The organism is Flavobacterium crocinum, assembly GCF_003122385.1.
Classification (GTDB): Bacteria; Bacteroidota; Bacteroidia; order Flavobacteriales; family Flavobacteriaceae; genus Flavobacterium; species Flavobacterium crocinum.
Window position 1 is genome coordinate 852,028 of sequence record NZ_CP029255.1, and the last position, 18,418, is coordinate 870,445.

Consider the following 18,418-nt stretch of genomic DNA (forward strand, 5'->3'; position numbering starts at 1 on the left):
ATTGCAACATAAAAAAAGTCCATTCTTTTGAAGGAATGGACTTTAAATTTTATTGATTTTATTTTTTATAAATTACTATAAATGATTTTCTTAGTAAATGAATGACCGTTTTCTAAAGTAATTTTAACCAATAACGCCTGATCACTAGAATGTAAATTAGAGATTTCCAATTCTGATGAATTGACATTATTTTTAGTGTACATTAACTGTGCACCGATATTAAAAACATTTACCTCTTTTATCGATTCTTTTGATGATGAAATTTTTACAGTTTTGTTTTTCACAGAAACCAAAACACTATTTTCCAGACTATCAAAATCATCAGTTCCTAATGTATTGTCAGTATAACGAAGTACAAAACGACTGTTAAATGAACCCACTTCTGATGTAAAAGTATAATTAGCCAAACGCAGGTTGGTTGTTTTTCCGGTTGTTTTATCCTGTAAAAAAATATCCTGACCGTCATTAAAGAATCCGTCTGCATGATCAATTGCAATAGTGTATTCTCCTTTTGCCGTTAGTATAATTCCTAACGGAACAGTATCTGTTTTTAAGAAAGGCAATGCACGCCCCTGAATAATCATTTTTTTAGAGCTGTTAATACTATAGAAATCTACAGCATTAGTACTTGCCATTGATAAAGCATCAAAATTAACATCGATTGCATTGGTTGCTCCGGTAGCGTATCCTAAAAGGATTTGTTTAAATGTACCTGTAGTGTTTGTTAGATTAATCCATACTCGGTTTCTTTCAATAGCAGACTCATCCGTTTTATAAAACTGACTATTATTACCAGCCAGACGCTGAAGATTATTAAAGTTTATAGTAGTTGTAGCTGCAGGTGCTTTTATAAGAAACCCTTGTGTTGCAGCAACATATCCTAAGAAAGGTCTATATGGATTTCCAGCAGCCCCTAAACTATTGAAAATAGTAAAATCGTCCAGATAATAGTATTTACCATCTCCCGAACCATTGGAAACCGGAAGACTTTGGTGAGCCCACAAATATATTGCCCCCACACCTGGATTATCATCCAGAAATGTTCTCGCACTTATAGCTGAAGGATAAGGATTTCCAACTAAATTCCATAACCCACTTTCAACAGTTACCGGAATGTTTCCATTATTTGGGGTTCCTGTAAATACTCCTGTAAATAACTGTGGTGTATTGATATCATTAGACTGAGGAGCTCTAATGCCATAACCTTTACCAGACTTCATTTCTTCTGTTCCACCATAATTAACTACCCAACCCGCTGAAGGACTAAAAAGAAGGTATTTATCTGCTAAAGTATTTGGCGAGAAATCGACCATTTTAAAATGATCCTTTGTAACTGGCATTGACCAGTATGTTCCATCATAACGGCGTACATAAGTTTCTCTTTCATATACAATTTCTGTTGTATTTGCAATACTGGCATTTTTCTGTATTAAACTTGATCCAGTCTTAAACAGTAATTTACCGTTTCCATTTACTGCATTGGTAATCGTTAAGGTTCTGCCTGTAGGAACTGTAACAAATCCGCTGGCAACATTAATCGTTAGCGAACAACCTTCAATATCATTCGGGAAAGGATTTCCGGCTGTAGAGTTAATAACAACACTTTTAGTATTATCCGGCAATCCGTGAGACCAGTTTGAGCCATCCCATTCTGTAGAAGATTCGTCTGTGATCGTTACCGGTGCTGTTTCTGCTGACACACAAGTGGTAGCTGTCTGAACTGTAAATTTATAAGTCCCTGCCGCTAAACCTGTAACAGTAGTTGTTGATCCTGCACCACCAAAAGAACTAGTTGCCGAACCCGGACCTGTTTGATTAATCTGCCAGGAACCTGACGGAAGACCACTTAAAGGTATAGTTCCCTGATTTAAACAGGTTACATCTGTTTTGGTTCCTACTGTTGGGGTTGTTTGTATTTGGTTTACGGTAATTGTAACGGTATTAGATGTTGCAGGACTTCCTGTCAAACATGGAGTTGCATTGGAGATCATGACACAAGTAACCTGGTCATTATTTACCAAACCAGTAGTAGTATAAGTAGTTGAATTAGTTCCAACATTGCCTCCATTTATTTTCCATTGATATGTTGGAGCTGTTCCCTGATTTGTTGGAGTAGCCGTAAAAGTTACAGACGTTCCTGCACAAATTGTCGTCGAAGTTGATGCTGCAATACTCACAGAAGCCGGCTGATTTGGATTAACAGTCATTGTAATCGTATTGGATGTCGTTGGACTTCCTGTCAAACATGGCGATGCATTGGATGTCAACACACAAGTTACTGTACTTCCATTTGTTAAACCGGTAGTTGTATAAGTAGTTGAATTTGTTCCAACATCACTTCCATTCAATTTCCATTGGTATGTAGGTGCAGTTCCCTGATTTGTCGGATTTGCTGTAAAAGTTACCGATGTTCCTGCACAAATTGTCGTTGAAGGAGCCGAGATACTTACTGAAGCTGCTAAATTTGGATTTACAGTCAAAGTTACCACATCCGAATTAACTGTTGGGGTACAAGTTCCACTTACAACAACACGATACTGATAGCCATTCATACCTGTTGTAGCTCCTGTTATATTCATTGTTGCTGTCGCTACATTAGAATAAACGCCGCTATTTGGTACATTAGCAAAAGTACCACTTGAATTAGCTCTCCATTGCCATCTGTAAGACACTCCTGTTCCCGCACCAACGACACTGAATGAAGTATTACTTCCTACACAAATTGCTGATGATGAAGGCTGTGTTGTTATAGAAGGAGCTGTATTTGTAGCATTTACTGTAAATGATGTAGATCTTGAACAATTCTTTAAAGATATATTTAGGTTATATGTTCTGGGTGTCAATCCAGTTAAATTTTTTGAACTAGAAGTAAAACCTGCAGGCGTAGAGGTCCAAGAATAGCTAGATGGATCTCTCCAAACAGGTCTTGCTGATGGTGGTCCAAGCGCTCCAGTTACCGCATTTGATCCTACAGAGGCAATTGTATTTCCAGTTCCCTCACCAAAATTAAATCCTGCCAATAAACCACTTTGAGAAGCATTGTAATCTACAAAACCTCCAGCTAAAGCTGACACTTCAGCTGCGCTCAATGCCTTACTCCAAAAACCAACTTTAAAAAATTGTCCTGTAAAACCATTTCCAGTATCATCCATAACAGCGTATCCAATTTTTGCTGTTGAGCTACTTGTACCATAACTACTAGTCGCTGATCCACCAGTGACTGGTGTTCCTCCATCCAAATAAATTTTAAGACCGTTAGCCGTTCCATCTCCAGTTACTGCAATATGATGCCAATTGTAATCTGAAGGATAAGAGCTTAAAGGGAAATCAACATAACCTCCATTAGGGGTCCAACATCTTATACTATTACCTTCAAAAGCGATTTCTATAACATCATTTTGACCGAAAAGCGCCATTCTCGAAGCATAAAGTGTTTTATCAAACTTGATCCAGCCTTCAACCGTAAAAGTTCCTCTACCACTAAGTAGTGTACTCCCCAAATCTACCACTTGATTACTAGTACTTACAAATTCTAAAGCAGCAGGTGCTGGAGTTCCAGTTATTGCTATTGCCCCAGTTGCATCACTTGGACAAGAAACATTAGTTATTGTACTTGTTGGAATTGCAGGAGTAGTATAACTAGTTACACTTACTGTGCTTGTGAATCTCACAGAGCAAAAAGTAGTGCTAGTAGCAGTTACATAATAAGTACCACTTACGTTAAAATTTCCAAAAGAAATTGCTCCTCCCGTTCCTGTAACTGTATTTAAAGCTGTAGAGCCTCTATAAAGTTGGTAGGAAAATCCATTTTGCGAACCAGCTAAACCTATTGCAACTCCAGTTGTTGAATTACAAGTTGTTCCTCCTCCAGTAAAAGTCTGCTGAGTAGGCACCGTACAAGTTGTGCTTGCTACGTTAATAATTCCAGTTGTAGCAGAAAAAAATGTATTAGTTTGATTTGTTGCAGCTGAAGTTGTACTTCCCCAAGATCCAGATGATGCCGCTGAACCGCCCAATGTTAATGTTGTTGCACTATGAATTAAACCAGTTCCTAAATTAGACATGACTCCAGAAGCAATAGATAAGTTATTATTTATTGTTGTAGTTGCGGTCAACGTTTTAGTACCGGATCCTGAAAAAGCAAGATTATAATAACTAAAATTTGGAACTGTTTGGTCTGCACCATTAAAAGTAACAGTACTCGTTGCTCGTGCAAATGTACCACTATTAGCCCAAGTGCCGCTAATATTTAACGCTGGCGAATTAGTGCATGTATATGAATTTGAACCAGAATTTATAGTTAAATTTCCAATATTTGCCATCCCTCCAGTATGAGAAAAAGTACCAGTTCTTGTTCCGTCACCTATGTTTACAAAATCAGCATCAAGAGTTCCGGAATTAAGTGTAACCGATCCATTTGTTAAACTATAACCTACTCCCAAACCTCCATTAACTTTAAGATTACCACCATTAATTGTAATGGTTCCTCCGGCATTTAACAAACTCTGCTTTGCAGTAACAGTATAAGGAGACGGAATATTAAAAGTTCCTCCTGTAGCATTATAAAAAGCCCAGAAATTATCGTTTACAGTCAAATCTCCGTCAATAGTAATATTACCACCAGTCAAAAGAGTAAGAATATTAAGAGCTGACATTCCTGTATGAACAGTCTTTCCTGAACCTGTCATTTGCACGTGAGTACGAGACTCACCACCAGTACTATAAGCGCCATCTATAGCAATATTTCCTCCAACACTTAACAACACATTATTTGACCAATTCACTTTATGTGTAAGCGTTGAACCTGAAGCTATACTTAAATTATTTGAAACTGTATAATTGGCATCTGTCGCAGATAAGATTAAATTTCCATTTGTTACTGTTAAATTACCACTTACAGAAAATGCTTTTGCACTATTCGTAACAGTGTTCGAAGCTGAGCCTTTATTAATCGTTAAGTTACCAAATGCAGTAGCACCTGAACCCTGTAAAACTGATACTCCTCCAGTTAACGTTACCGTTGAACTTGCGTTACCAGTAAGTGTACCATTGTTAATAAAATCACCACTTACATTTAAGAATGTTGTTCCTGTGTTCGCCAAAGTCAATGTAGCTCCACTGTTAACTGTTAAGTTTCTTACAGATCCTGTTACTGAAGTAATAGTTGGCTGATTAGGTGTTCCAGATGGAATCACTACATCTGTAGTATTAGTTGGCAAAACATTACCACACCAGTTTGAAGCCACATTCCAATCTGTACTAATTACACCTGTCCAATATCCGGCAGTACAAGATGTATTAGTAATGGTTACAAATTTATTCGCTGGTGTAGCCGCAGGGGCATTAAAATAAGTCGTTTGAATATTTCCTGCTCCAGTACCTGTGCCTCCCCAAGTTCCTGAATTTTGCCCATTGCCATTTAAAGTTAAAGTTTTTGCTCCGTTACCAGTGGCATTAAAAGTAGCGGTTGCTCCTGCATTAATGGATAAATTATTTGCTATAGAAACTGTTCCTGCAAAAGTTTTAGCGCCACTTCCTGAAAGCGTTAGATTATTATACGGAGTAATGTAAACTGTTTGGGGATTAGCAAGATCATAATTCACAGTTGCATTATTCCCATTTAAATTAATATCATTATTTCCAGAAGTCAAACTAAATGGGGTAGAATTTCCTAATAAAAGTAATCCGCTTTCAGCGCCGGTAGCCATACTTAAAACAGGACTATTATTACTGTTTTCATTTTCAATAACGATTTGACCATTTAAATCTAGAATTCCATTTTCAAGATAGAACCGAGCATTATTATAGTAATAAGAAGAAAAGATAGACGATCGGTATCTACTACTGTTTAGAGTTAAATTTCCTGATATATTAAAATTAGCAATTGTAGATGTTAAAGTTGTTTCGCGATTTGTACTTGACTGTGTCGAAGTTAAACCAATGGTAACTGATGACGCAGATAATGTTCCTCCACCAATAATCGTTACATTTCTCGGACTGCTATTTGAAGAATTTATTGTAATAGCTCCCGTATTAAGTACAGCTCCCGAATTTACAGTTAATGCTCCTACATTTCCGCTAAATGTAATTGATGAACAAGTCACTGTAGAACTTACAACAGGATATACTGCAACTGACGGAATTTCAACAGCAACTCCTGGACCAGGAACACCTCCTGAACTCCAATTTGACGCAGTATTCCAATCGGAACTTGTAGCTCCACTCCAAACTCTTTGGCTAAATCCGGTGGTATGTAAAAAAATAAAAAATAAAAACGAGTAAAGTAATTTTCTCATCATATTCAGTAGGTATTTGTTTAAATTTGTTTTTGGGTTGCTAAAAAGAAAAAAGGCTATATTTCTTACATACGAGGAATTATGGCTTTTAGTTTTTTAATTCGAATTCAAATGTTAAAATTCTGACTTTCAGCAGAATCAAAGAAATGTTAAATTCTCGTACAAAAATATTTAAATTAGGCTAATACGCAAGGTTATAATTTATTTCTTTTTATAATATTTTAACAAAATTTAGAATTATTTTACAACTTATTGACTATTACTACATTTAATCGTTAAAACGCATGAAAAACCCGGCGAAAGACACTTTTACTCCAAAAGAAGCTTTACAAAAATTAGAGCATTTTTGTGCGTATCAGGAGCGCTGTCACAGCGAAGTAGTGGAAAAATTGTATAGTCTGAAAATGACTTCGGATGAAATTGATACTATTGTGGTTCAGCTCATAGAAGGGAATTTTCTTAATGAAACCCGCTTTGCGTGTAGTTTTGCCCGTGGCAAACACCGAATCAAACAATGGGGTAAGGTTAGAATTACAAACGAACTAAAAGCAAGACATATTTCATCGACGAACATCACTTTGGCCTTAAAAGAAATTTTGTTAGAAGAATATTTTGAAACGTTTGAAAATCTGGCTGAAAAATGCTGGAACAATTTAACCGAAACCAATCTTTTAAAAAAGCGTAAAAAGTTTTGTGACTATATGCTTCGAAGAGGTTACGAAAGTAATTTGGTTTACGAAAAAGTTCAGGAACTGGAACAAAGTTAAATTGTCGTTTTCCAATTCAAAAAAGAGGACTTCTTAACTCTTTCAAAATCATTTTATCTGCTAAAAAAACACTATAAATTACCTACAGAATTTCAAATAACTTTTGGTTGTAAATTATTCTCTTTTTGAAGAATTTATAGCAAACGCGACGTTTTTCAGTCCAAAATCGCAAAATCAAACCTTCAAAATTGTTAAAATTTACGATTATTCTTATGTTTCATTTTAACATTTTATAAGAATATTTCGCGAACATTAAAATTTTTAATGCAGTTTGTCGAGTATTTTAACGACTCATCGAAAAATTAGCCATTCTAAAAACCCTGAGTATTTTCAGCTCGTAGATGTATCTATATTTGCGCGGGCAATAATTATTATGCCAGCATAACAAACTGATAGAAAAAGATCTAGTATGAAAAAAACTCTACTTTTAATTTTATTTTTATTGCCTTTCTTGGGATTTTCCCAAATTGTTGATTTGGTCACCTGGGATAGTCCTAGCAACTTTGATGCTCATATTTTAGTTTCAACTTCACAAGTATCTGCACCAAAAATTACAGGAAACAATCTTATGACCTCAAATTCCGCAGGATATTATACTAATCAATGGCCTGTTGGTAATACAATAAATCCGGCTAAATACATTCAAATAGGAATTAAAGCAGAACAAGGATATAAAATTGATTTAACAGCATTAAGATATGCTCATTTAATTTCAAACGGGCTATCAGATTCACCTAGAAAATATCAGGTTCGATATTCCAGAGATGTCTCTTTTCCATCAGATGGAACAATTCTTCTGGACAATCAAACTATAACAGCACAAAAAACTAATGAAATTATCTATTTCCCTACTGGATTTACTTTATTACCAGGCGAAACAATATATTTTCGTTTTTATGCCTATGCCCGTGAGAATGTATATTGGGATGGCGCTGGCTGGGGATTGGTAAATTCACATTTAACAAGTGACGGAACTTACCACCTGCCTACAATAACAGGTAATGTATCCCCTTACATTCCGACTTTAACCGCTAATAACGACACAGCTACCACTATTCAAAATAACTTTACTGTAATCAATGTTTTAAACAATGATTTAACAGGAACTAATCCAATATCATCTGTAGACATCCAATCTCCACCAGCGAATGGAACTGTAGTTGTAACTCCTGATAATAAAATAAAATTCACTCCTGCTACTGATTTTGTAGGATTAACATCTTTCATCTATAGGATTGGAGATGGAACAAATACGTCTACAGCTACCGTAAATGTAACTGTTAATGCACCTACTACCTCTTCGCTTGTTGAATGGAGTGGTCCAGATGATACATTACCTAACATTATTGCTCCTGCTAATGCAGTAGCCGCAGACCCCTTCACAGTTGGACCTGGAACAACTTTACAACTACAACCAAAAGGTGACGGTTATAATGGATATGGCTGGTCCACACAATTTAGTATTGATGAATCTAAATACTTTGAATTTACAACTTCTGCCAAAACAGGATACAAACTCAAACTTGACAAATTCAACTTTACTTATACTCCAGATGCAAATCATTTTATCGAAAGATATCAAGTAAGATACTCGAAAGATAAAGATTTTGCTACAAGTTTTTTACTAGTTGATGAAACAACAAATGCAGGCAAAACAAATAAATCTTTAGATTTATCCAATATAACATTATACCCAGATGAGAAAATAACAATTCGTATTTACGGTTATAAATTTAAACCCGGAGAATATCCCAACTCTCCAATATTTTTAGCCAATGGTGTAAGTAAGTCACCTGCAGGTACTGTTCCTACAATTACAGGAACTGTTTTAAACTATGATGCAACAGAGCTAAATGCAAATGACGACCTTGTGTCTACTCAGGAAAAAAGAGCTATTTCTTTTGATCCACTAGCAAACGACATTCATACAACCGGAGCCTCAATAACTTTTACACAACCTTCGTCAGCAGCAGGAACTGTTTCTGCAAACGGCAATATTTTCACATTTACTCCAAATGATAATTTTAAAGGTATAACTTCATTTACTTACACATTAACAAATGGAACTAAGAATTCTACCGCAACTGTATCAGTTTATGTTAATGAACTTACTCCAAGATTAATCATATGGAACGGCGCTTTAATGACTCCAAAAGCAGTAGTTACAGATCCAAATATAATTGGAAACGACATTACAGCGGGAGGAAATGGAGTAACTTTAAGTCCATATGCAAATGAATTTTTTGTTAGAGGTTTGGAAAATAACGGATCAACCGCCGAAAATTTAAACCGATATATACAAGTAAGCGTAACACCAAAGCAAAAATACAACCTGACTCTATCGCAATTTAAATTTATATACAATTCGCCAGGAAGCCAAGGAGCTACTATGTTTCAGGTACGCTATTCTACAGATCCTAATTTTGCAGACAATGGTACCGTTTTACTAGGACCAACAGTAGCAGTAAAAGATACCGACAGAGAAATCACTTTAAACTTCCCTGCCGGCACAAGAGTTTTAAGCAATAAGAATGAAACTTTTTATATCAGAATTTATCCTTACGCCGTTATAGACCAATCTAACGGTTATTTTATACTAAAAAATGGTTACGGCGGAGATATCGGTCCAACAATTACCGGAGTTGTAGAACCATCCAATTTAATTACTGCAGTTGCTGATGCTGCAACCGTTAGTTCTACTGAAGCGACTCCTATTCCGATCCTGGCAAATGACGAAAACTATACACCATTAGTTTCTATAACAACAACCCAGCCAGCTGTAGGAGGAACGGTTCAGGTAAATGGCACAACGAATGTAATATTTACACCTACACCAGGTTTTACAGGAACATCTACTTTTGAGTACACTATTTACAATGGATTGAATTATTCTACTGCAACTGTAACCTTAAATGTAAAATGTGAGGCTCCAGGAAATCAAACAGCTTTTGGGACTAATTCCTGGATTGGATATGTTTACAAACTAGCCAATACAGCTCCTATGCCTCCAAACAGCTCTTATCCTGCTTTACCAAGTACTACTATTACTACTTACATTGGAAGAGTAACTGAAAATAAAAATTTTGACAGAGACATGGGTGATGGTGCTGTTAGCGGACTTACGACAGAAATCCCTTGCGAAGCTGCTCCTACTGATCGCTTTCTGGTACGTTACAAAATGAAAGTTGACATTACTGAAGCCGGTCTATATCATTTTAATCTTGGAAGTGATGATGGAGTAGCATTATACATAGACAATGTAGAAGTCTTAAGAGAATGGTATGCCCGTGGTTATGTGACAAATTCTTTTACAAGAAACATGGATGCAGGAACTTACGAATTTGTATTAGAATATTATGAAGACGGCGGTTTAGCAAGAAATTCTTTCTCATTTGGCATTCCAAAAGGAGATCCATCTGAATATGGAGATAAAGTCTGGAATGTTTATGGTTATGAAAATGCCGACATAACATTAACCAATGTAAAATATGCAGGTTATTATGTCGATCCAAATACAAGTCCTGATTCAAGAATATATTGGCCAGTAGACAAATCTCCTTCAGCCGCTACAATCTGGCAAGGTGTTAAACTACCTGACAACTATTTTACAACAGTTTACAAACGTAAAGGTTTTGAATGTGGACGTTATCAATTGCAAAGTATTACGCATGATGATGGCATAGAAATTTATATCGATGACAACTTGATATATTCAGAAAATGGCTGGAATCCTAACTCTTTCATGATCAACAACGGGACTACTTATGCTTTAAACAGTAACTCAAGAGTCGAAATTCGTGTAAGAGAAGATGCGGGTGATGCTAATCTTGCTATTAATTTTATAAAAAATGATGTAGTAAATAATGGAGGTTCAATTGGAACAGTTGAAAGTGGAAGCAGTTTGGTTATTAAAGGCAATACAACACTATCCTCAGATCTTACTGTTTGTTCCTGTACTATTGATCCAAACTACACTTTAACCGTACCGGAAGGCGTTACACTAACGGTAGATGAAAATATTACTGTAGGAGCAAATGGAAAATTACTTGTACAAAGTGGCGGATCATTATTACAAACGACTACAAGCACAACAATGTTTTCCGGAAGTATAGACGCTTTTGAAATTCAAAGAGAAACCTATGTACGTCGTTATGACGGAACTTACTGGTCTATGCCTGTAACACACCCTGGTTTTAAAATGGTCAATTTCTCACCGAACACTTTAGCAGATAAATATTTAATTTACAATCCTTCGAAAGGATGGGAAGTTAATTATGGTGGAACAGAGGAAATGAAAACAGGTAAAGGTTACGGTATCAGAGCTCCTCAATCGCATCCAATTGACACACAACAACTATTTAGAGGAGTATTTACAGGAACTCCAAATAATGGAGATATTCCGGTAACTGTTGAAAAAGGATTATGGAATTTAGTTGGAAATCCTTATCCTTCAGCTATAGATGCAGACACGTTCCTAAGAAATAATACAGGTGTAGGGGCAATATATTTATGGGCTCATCAAAATCTTCCGGTTCAAAATGGTTCGGGAGATGGTAAGTATTATTACACAGACGATTTTAATATTTATAATAGTTTAGGAACCACAACAGGAAACCCATACAAGCGTTTCGAAGGATCCATAGCCGCTGCACAGGGATTTCTTATAAAAGCACCTGCAAATACAACTATTATAAACTTTAATAATCTTCAGCGTAAATCTGGGAATAATAGTCAGTTTTATAAAACAACGGCATCTGCTATTGAGAGAAACCGCGTATGGATTAATCTAACAAACACTACAGGGACATTTAAACAAATCCTGTTAGGATATGCTACCGGAGCAACCAATGTGATCGATGTTGATTTTGATGCTTTATCAATGGCAAGTACTAATGCTGTAGATTTCTATAGTATTAACAGCTCTAAAAAAATGGTTATTCAGGGGCGCGCATTGCCTTTCTTAAAAACTGATACTGTTCCGTTAGGAGTTATATTAACCGCAAAAGGAGAATACACTATTGCAATTGATCATGCTGACGGATTCTTTAATGACGGTCAGGATATTTTTTTACAGGATAAAACAACCGGAAAAACAACCAACCTGCGCCTTGCTAATTATACTTTTACATCAGAAGCGGGTTCATTTAACAGTCGTTTTGTACTTCGTTATACAGACAATACATTAGGAACTGATGATTTTGAAAATAATGCAGACGGAATATTTGTTGCAGTTAAAAACAAAACAATAAACATTTCTTCTTCTAATGAATTAATCAACGAAGTAACAGTTTACAATTTGTTAGGTCAGGAAGTTTTCAGCAAAAAGAAAATCAGCAGCAATGCACTGGAAATTTCAAATTTACAAACCGGAAATCAGGTTTTATTGGTAAAAACAGCTCTTGAAAACGGATCTGTATCTACTAAAAAAATAATAATGAATTAATCCTTATTTCGGTTATTCTATAAAAATAAAACCCATCGTAACTGATGGGTTTTATTTTTTATTCTTCTTTTAATTCGTCTATTACTTTTTTAATTTCTTTTGCAAATTTTCCATAAAAATGATGCACCCACCACTCTAAAGAGATCCCCATAGAAAGAACAACAAAAACCACTATTAAAAAGAATCCGATTAATTCACTTTTAGAAAATTCCAAATCAAAAAATCCCGGAATTTTGGAGAATTTGTAATAGTAAAAACCAAGTAAGTACAAAACTAAAAACGGCGTTAATGCAAAACCAAATGTTTTATAAAGCTCCATATTTAACCGGATATCAAAATAAGTTTCATACAGACTGTCTTTTGTTTTCAAAGTAATAGTATTCAATCTTTTATAAAAAAAGTACAACTTTGTCAAATAATAAACACAAACAGCCACAAAGAGACTAAAAAGCAAATAATAAAAAAAAACTGCTTTTGATGAAAAACTACAAATCACAGGAACAAAACCAATTGAAATAATGGCGACTATTTGGTAAATGAACTCTTTTTCTAAGTTCTTTCTAATTCTATCCAATGGTGTATTGGCAGACTGAATTTTTTCTAAATTAGTTGGAAGAATAACATTTTCAGATCTTTCGTTATTCCATGCATTTTGTATATCGTTAAAATCCATATCCCTGATTTTTAATAATTTCTTTTAATTTTTCTTTGGCTCTGTTTAATTTCACTCTGGCGTTTCCTTCTGAAATTCCCATATTTTGACCGATTTCTTTATGTGAAAAACCTTCTAACTGATAGAATATTATGGCCTTATCAATTTTATCCAGTTTTTGTACTGCTTTATAAAAATGATCCAGCTGGCTTTCTTTTATATATGAATCGCTTTCGTCTTCTTTAATATTCTCCGAAGCAATTTCATATTTGTCTACTTTTCTTTTTTCTTTCTTCAGAAAAACAATTGCCGTATTCACTGCAACTCTGTACATCCAGGTTGAAAACTGACTTTCATTCCGAAACGAATCATACGATTTCCAAAGCTGACATATAATTTCCTGAAACAAATCCTGCTGATCATCAGAATTATCCATATACATTTTGGAAACTTTATACAAAATTCCTTTATGGCATTCAATCCGATTCAAAAACTCTTGTTCTTTCTCTTTCAAAACAGATTTAGTTCATTACAGGTTTTACAGTATATCCTTCTTTTCTCAATAAGTTAATTACACCATATTCTCCACCTAAATGTCCTGCACCAACAGCAAAGAAAATACTGTTTTGATTCATAATCTCAGGCATGACTTTAACCCAATTTAAATTTCTATTGTCAAGAATTTGTTTTTTAGTTTTCTCGCTGGTCACTTTTAAATCGGTTGATAACGCATACATTGCTTCAATATTTTCAGCTTTATAAGCATCTACCAAATCGGTTGTTTCTTCAGAAGTTGATTCATCCAGAAGCTTTAAAATTTCATCATTCGAATAGGCATTTTCAAGAATTTCAAATTGTGCTTTAACTGTTTCAAGCCCCAAAACAGCAATATTTCTTTCTTTTGCCAGTCCTGAAAATTCCATTTCATAAAATTTCAAATCTGTACAACCAAAACTTTTCACAGAAATCAAACTTAAAACCGTCAAAAGACTAAAATTATCTATTTGTTGTACGCTCATTCCTGTACTTTTTTTCAAGATTGAATCTAATTTGACTAATTGTTCCGGACTTAGTTTTTTACTAAGTGGTTCTTTTCCCATAGCCAATTGTTGCATCTGACTCATTTCTGCAGGATCTGTAAAATTGATTTCTAAATATAATTTATCCGAATTATTAAATGCCTTTTTTGTTTTTTCGGATAAAAAATAATCTTTAGAACAAATCATATGAATTGTTCCATATAAATAAGATGATTTTTTAAGTCCCTTTCCTGAAACTTCCCAAAGAAGTGAATTTTCCAGTTTTGAAGATTGTGACTGTACCGAAATAGTACAAATCAAAAAGAAAAATAATAAAGAAGATTTAAGTATTTTTTTCATAATGGTTATTTTGATTACCAATTGTAAGTAATCATATAACAAAAACGTTACAAAAAATTTTGAGTTTTTTTTACATACTAAAATTCAAAATGGGCCACGGATACAACAGATTAAACTGATTCCTTACGGATTTTTCAAGTTTGATTTTCTATTATTTGTGTAAATTACTCTTTTAAATTCTGGTGTTTCACCAAAATTTAATAATAATCCTATTTCAATTTCTGTTGACTTTAAATAATTTACTAATTGGGCTATATGAGAACTTATTAGATATTCACAAGCTTTGAGTTCCACAATTATGGTATTTTCAATTAACAAATCAGCATAAAATTCTCCTACCAACTGATTTTTAAAGTATACTTTAATCTGTTTTTGAGGCTCAACTTTATAGCCTTGCGCTTTTAGTTCAAAATACATTGCATTTTGGTATACTTTTTCTAAAAATCCATATCCTAGTTGATTATAAACATCATAAAAAATTTTTAGTATTGATTTTGATATTTCCTTATGCAATAAATCATTCATACAATTATCTGTAAAAACCTGTTTAGATCAGTTTTATCAGTGTAGTAAAATATGAAATTTCTTATAAATTCAAGAATCCGGCTAATTTCTTCCTGAGAATTATAACTATGAAGACATAATCTCAATCTTTCCTGCCCTTCCGGAACCAATGGTGAAAAAATTGATTGCACATCAAAACCTTTATTCTGAAGTTCTTCCGCCAATTCTTTTATAGTATCACAACCAGGCATAATTGCAGAATGAATTGCCGATTTACTGTGAACGAACATTGGTTTTAAGCCCAATAAGTTCTTCTGCTGATTGAAAAACACAATGTTTTGACGAAGTTCTTTGATGGCTTCATTTTCTATTTTCAACTGTTGATAAGCAGTAAAAATAGTCGCGACAGAATGTGGAGACAAAGCCGTGCTTTGTATCAGGTTTTCTGAGAAATTTACAAGATATTCTTTCAGTTCTTCCGAACCTAAAATTACCGAACCATAACATCCCAGACCTTTTCCAAAACTTATAATTCGGGCAAAAACACTATTATGCAATTGCAGATACTGAATGAGTCCTTCACCTTTCTCACCAAAAACCCCTAATGCAGAGGATTCTTCAACAATTAAATAACAATTGTATTTCTCTGAAAGTTTAATTAATTCTTCCAGATTGGGACTATCTCCGTCAAGAGAAAAAACGCTTTCTGTAACAATATAAATGTTTGTATTTGGGAATTTCAGAATAAATTGTTCTAAATCTTCAGCATCATTATGAATAAATTGAAATGATTTTGCCTTTGACATTTCAATTCCGTCTTTAATCAGGGCATGACATAATTCATCATACAAAATAACATCATTTTCCTGCGCTAGCGCTTCAAAAAAACCAACACTGGCATCGTAATCCGAATTTACAATTAAAGCTGCTTCTACCTCATGAAAATCGGCTATAAAGTTTTCTGCAATTTGATAAAGAGAATGGTTACCTGAAATCAATCTCGAACCCGTTGCTCCATTTTGAAAGATTTCATTTTCTACCAGATAAGCATGAACATGCTTGAAAATAATTTCAGATTTCGAAAAACCAATATAATCATCAGAAGCAAAATCAACAGGATTATTAAAAACCGGGAGTTTTTGAAAAGAATTACATTGTTTGTAATTCTCCAGTTTCTGATTTAGATTTTCTGGTAGTTTCATAAAACAAAGTTAGAGAAAAATAGCATGATCATAATGTTCACTTATCAGGGTAAAGACATGAACTTTTATTTATTGAAGTCTTTATTCAAAAACCTCATTTTCGATTTTTCAAAAAAACATCGTTTATAATTATTTTTTTATCGTTTATCAATAATTTTTATATATTTACAAATAAATCAAAACAAACATTTATTATGAAATCAACCAAATACTTTGCTTCATTTTTATATTTTTCACTCTCTTTTATAGTAATCGTTTATGCTCTTTATTTTACTATTGGTATATCCGCCATTTTTTTTGGCAATGACGGACAATACATTTACAAAATTGGCGATACTACCACGATAATAGGAAATAAAAACTCCGAAGGAACTTTAGTACCTGTTACATTAACTGTACAAATTCCGGATTCTATCAATATAAATAAATCATATTTTGGCGCAAGCGGATCTGACACCTATCCGGCTATAAAAAATCAATTCTTGAAAGAAAACAAAAAAACAAAGGCGATAAACCTGTATAGTGTTAATTCTATGAAAGAAGAAGGATCTATCATGATTGATGAAAATGGAAACTACATGAATCGAAAACCAAGTTTTTTCAAATTTATTAAATATGAACATTTTGGAAATTCTCAATACTTAAAAATTAAAACTACGAACACCTGGACAAACTTTGTACTAATGTTAAGAGGATATCTTAATGCTCTTTTTTACATTTTGGAAATGTATTTTTTAGCACTAATTTTGAAAGAATTAGCCAAAGAAATTTATTTTTCGAAAATTATAGCTAAATACGTTTCCAAGCTGGGTTACTTATTACTTTTTTCACAATTAATCCCAGTTATATATATGTTTGTTGATTTAAAATTATTTGGACTTATAACAATAAGTCCTCAAATCTTAGCATCTTTACAAGATACTTATTTCGAAAACATATCTGTTTCATTTAATCCTACTATTGATGGAAACATTTACATCATTTTATTAGGCTGTGTATTAGTATTACTAACCAAATTGATGGAAAGAGGAACAACATTAGAAGAAGAAAGCGAATTAACAATATAAATTTTATGCCAATCATTGTAAATCTCGATGTAATGCTCGCCAAAAGGAAAATGCGTTTGAACGAATTAGCAGAGCGAATTGGCATCACAACAGCAAACCTTTCAATTTTGAAAACCGGAAAAGCAAAGGCTATACGATTTTCAACTTTAGAACTTATTTGTGATGTCTTAGAATGTCAGCCAGGAGATATCATGGAATATGCAAAAGGAGAAGAATAGAGAGCTAGACAAGCATAATAAATATAAGTTGCAATAAAAACAAACAGCGGATTGAATTAATCCGCTGTTTTAAATTTAATCTTACAGTTCACTAATAAAAGGCGATTGTTTGCTGTATTTAGATTCTATCATTTCTTTAATTATAAATTTTGAAATGTCTAAAGCAGAAATTTTATCTCCTAAACAATCTTTCAGATTTACCGTTATTTCAGAACTTTTATCGGTAAACTCAATAAAAGGAACACGAACTTGTGTCCAATTTACATTGCTTTCTTCTAAAAGTTGATATGCTTTTTGACGATCTTCCTGAATTAGCGGAAAATTACTCTTCATCCAATTTGTGGCCATAATCGTTTTTGGGCTTTTCTGATCGAATGGCGTATCAATATTAAGTCCGGCCAGCAAAACATAACGGTCGATTTTGTATTCACTCATCACTCTCAAAACATATTCTGTTACCTGACTTGCAACCAAAGGCTCATCTTTCCTTTGACCAATAGTGCTTAAAACTGCCTGACAATCTTTGAGTAACTCTTTTATTGATTCAAAATCTAGAGCATCACCAGAAATAATTTCAATAGCAGGATTTGAGATGTTGAATTTTTCGGGATTTCTAAGTAGAAGCTTTAAATTAAATCCTTCTTTTAACAACTGGTTTACAAGATAATTTCCAGTTCTTCCGCCGCCGCCAAGAACAGCAATTTTTGATCTATTTTTCATAAGTATTCTTCATAAAATTTGACATAAACAGTACACGCTTTATTGGTTTAACAAAGCGAAAAAGATAAAAGCTTACTGAGCTTTTATCATAGTATCAATATTTTATAAAGAGATTTTAATACTCCAAAAGTAAAAAAATAAAAAAAGCCAGACAAATACTGTCCGGCTTT

11 protein-coding genes are annotated in these 18,418 nt (G+C 33.9%); 4 read left to right on the forward strand and 7 right to left on the reverse strand.

Going from position 1 to position 18,418, the window contains the following annotated elements:
- Window positions 1–65: 65 nt before the first annotated feature.
- Window positions 66–6,299 (reverse strand): T9SS sorting signal type C domain-containing protein, encoded by a 6,234-nt coding sequence (locus tag HYN56_RS04005; protein WP_146194568.1) that lies wholly within the window; start codon window positions 6,297–6,299, stop codon window positions 66–68.
- A 281-nt stretch (window positions 6,300–6,580) separates the two neighbouring features.
- Between HYN56_RS04005 and HYN56_RS04010 the strand changes: the two genes are divergently transcribed.
- Together HYN56_RS04010 and HYN56_RS04015 are read left to right on the forward strand one after the other, a co-directional pair.
- Window positions 6,581–7,063, forward strand: coding sequence for a regulatory protein RecX (locus HYN56_RS04010; protein WP_109191001.1), 483 nt, complete (start codon window positions 6,581–6,583; stop codon window positions 7,061–7,063).
- A 409-nt stretch (window positions 7,064–7,472) separates the two neighbouring features.
- The gene (locus HYN56_RS04015) at window positions 7,473–12,506 is read left to right on the forward strand and encodes an Ig-like domain-containing protein (protein WP_109191002.1); all 5,034 of its coding nucleotides are present in this window, start codon (window positions 7,473–7,475) and stop codon (window positions 12,504–12,506) included.
- A 58-nt stretch (window positions 12,507–12,564) separates the two neighbouring features.
- Here HYN56_RS04015 and HYN56_RS04020 read toward each other — a convergent pair whose 3' ends face one another.
- The 5 genes from HYN56_RS04020 to HYN56_RS04040 all read right to left on the reverse strand — a co-directional run bounded on the left by HYN56_RS04020 (window position 12,565) and on the right by HYN56_RS04040 (window position 16,243).
- Window positions 12,565–13,179, reverse strand: a complete 615-nt coding sequence (locus HYN56_RS04020) for a hypothetical protein (protein WP_109191003.1) — start codon at window positions 13,177–13,179, stop codon at window positions 12,565–12,567.
- The gene (locus HYN56_RS04025; RefSeq protein ID WP_394336258.1) at window positions 13,169–13,600 is read right to left on the reverse strand and encodes an RNA polymerase sigma factor; all 432 of its coding nucleotides are present in this window, start codon (window positions 13,598–13,600) and stop codon (window positions 13,169–13,171) included. The genes HYN56_RS04020 and HYN56_RS04025 overlap by 11 nt, the downstream gene beginning before the upstream one ends.
- Window positions 13,601–13,679: 79 nt before the next feature.
- On the reverse strand, window positions 13,680–14,537 hold the full coding sequence (locus tag HYN56_RS04030; protein WP_109194716.1) for a TraB/GumN family protein: 858 nt from the start codon (window positions 14,535–14,537) through the stop codon (window positions 13,680–13,682).
- A 123-nt stretch (window positions 14,538–14,660) separates the two neighbouring features.
- A complete protein-coding gene (locus HYN56_RS04035; protein WP_109191005.1) occupies window positions 14,661–15,062 on the reverse strand; it encodes a GxxExxY protein in 402 nt (133 codons plus the stop codon).
- Complete coding sequence (locus HYN56_RS04040; protein WP_109191006.1) at window positions 15,059–16,243, reverse strand: aminotransferase class I/II-fold pyridoxal phosphate-dependent enzyme; 1,185 nt, start codon at window positions 16,241–16,243, stop codon at window positions 15,059–15,061. Before HYN56_RS04040 ends, HYN56_RS04035 begins: the two co-directional genes overlap by 4 nt.
- Window positions 16,244–16,437: 194 nt before the next feature.
- On the opposite strand from HYN56_RS04040, the gene HYN56_RS04045 reads away from it, so the two are divergent.
- The gene (locus HYN56_RS04045) at window positions 16,438–17,310 is read left to right on the forward strand and encodes a DUF2975 domain-containing protein (protein WP_109191007.1); all 873 of its coding nucleotides are present in this window, start codon (window positions 16,438–16,440) and stop codon (window positions 17,308–17,310) included.
- Between the two features lie 5 nt (window positions 17,311–17,315).
- Window positions 17,316–17,528, forward strand: coding sequence for a helix-turn-helix domain-containing protein (locus tag HYN56_RS04050; RefSeq protein ID WP_109191008.1), 213 nt, complete (start codon window positions 17,316–17,318; stop codon window positions 17,526–17,528).
- A gap of 81 nt (window positions 17,529–17,609) precedes the next feature.
- On the opposite strand, the gene HYN56_RS04055 is transcribed toward HYN56_RS04050, so the two are convergent.
- Window positions 17,610–18,248, reverse strand: coding sequence for an NAD(P)-dependent oxidoreductase (locus tag HYN56_RS04055; protein ID WP_109191009.1), 639 nt, complete (start codon window positions 18,246–18,248; stop codon window positions 17,610–17,612).
- Window positions 18,249–18,418 lie beyond the last annotated feature (170 nt).

Coding starts and splice junctions, on each gene's coding strand:
- HYN56_RS04055 (WP_109191009.1), bottom strand. CDS start 18,248: ATGAAAAATAGATCAAAAATTGCTGTTCTTGGCGGCGGCGGAAGAACT.
- HYN56_RS04020 (WP_109191003.1), bottom strand. CDS start 13,179: ATGGATTTTAACGATATACAAAATGCATGGAATAACGAAAGATCTGAA.
- HYN56_RS04015 (WP_109191002.1), top strand. CDS start 7,473: ATGAAAAAAACTCTACTTTTAATTTTATTTTTATTGCCTTTCTTGGGA.
- HYN56_RS04010 (WP_109191001.1), top strand. CDS start 6,581: ATGAAAAACCCGGCGAAAGACACTTTTACTCCAAAAGAAGCTTTACAA.
- HYN56_RS04030 (WP_109194716.1), bottom strand. CDS start 14,537: ATGAAAAAAATACTTAAATCTTCTTTATTATTTTTCTTTTTGATTTGT.
- HYN56_RS04035 (WP_109191005.1), bottom strand. CDS start 15,062: ATGAATGATTTATTGCATAAGGAAATATCAAAATCAATACTAAAAATT.
- HYN56_RS04005 (WP_146194568.1), bottom strand. CDS start 6,299: ATGATGAGAAAATTACTTTACTCGTTTTTATTTTTTATTTTTTTACAT.
- HYN56_RS04040 (WP_109191006.1), bottom strand. CDS start 16,243: ATGAAACTACCAGAAAATCTAAATCAGAAACTGGAGAATTACAAACAA.
- HYN56_RS04045 (WP_109191007.1), top strand. CDS start 16,438: ATGAAATCAACCAAATACTTTGCTTCATTTTTATATTTTTCACTCTCT.
- HYN56_RS04050 (WP_109191008.1), top strand. CDS start 17,316: ATGCCAATCATTGTAAATCTCGATGTAATGCTCGCCAAAAGGAAAATG.
- HYN56_RS04025 (WP_394336258.1), bottom strand. CDS start 13,600: ATGTATATGGATAATTCTGATGATCAGCAGGATTTGTTTCAGGAAATT.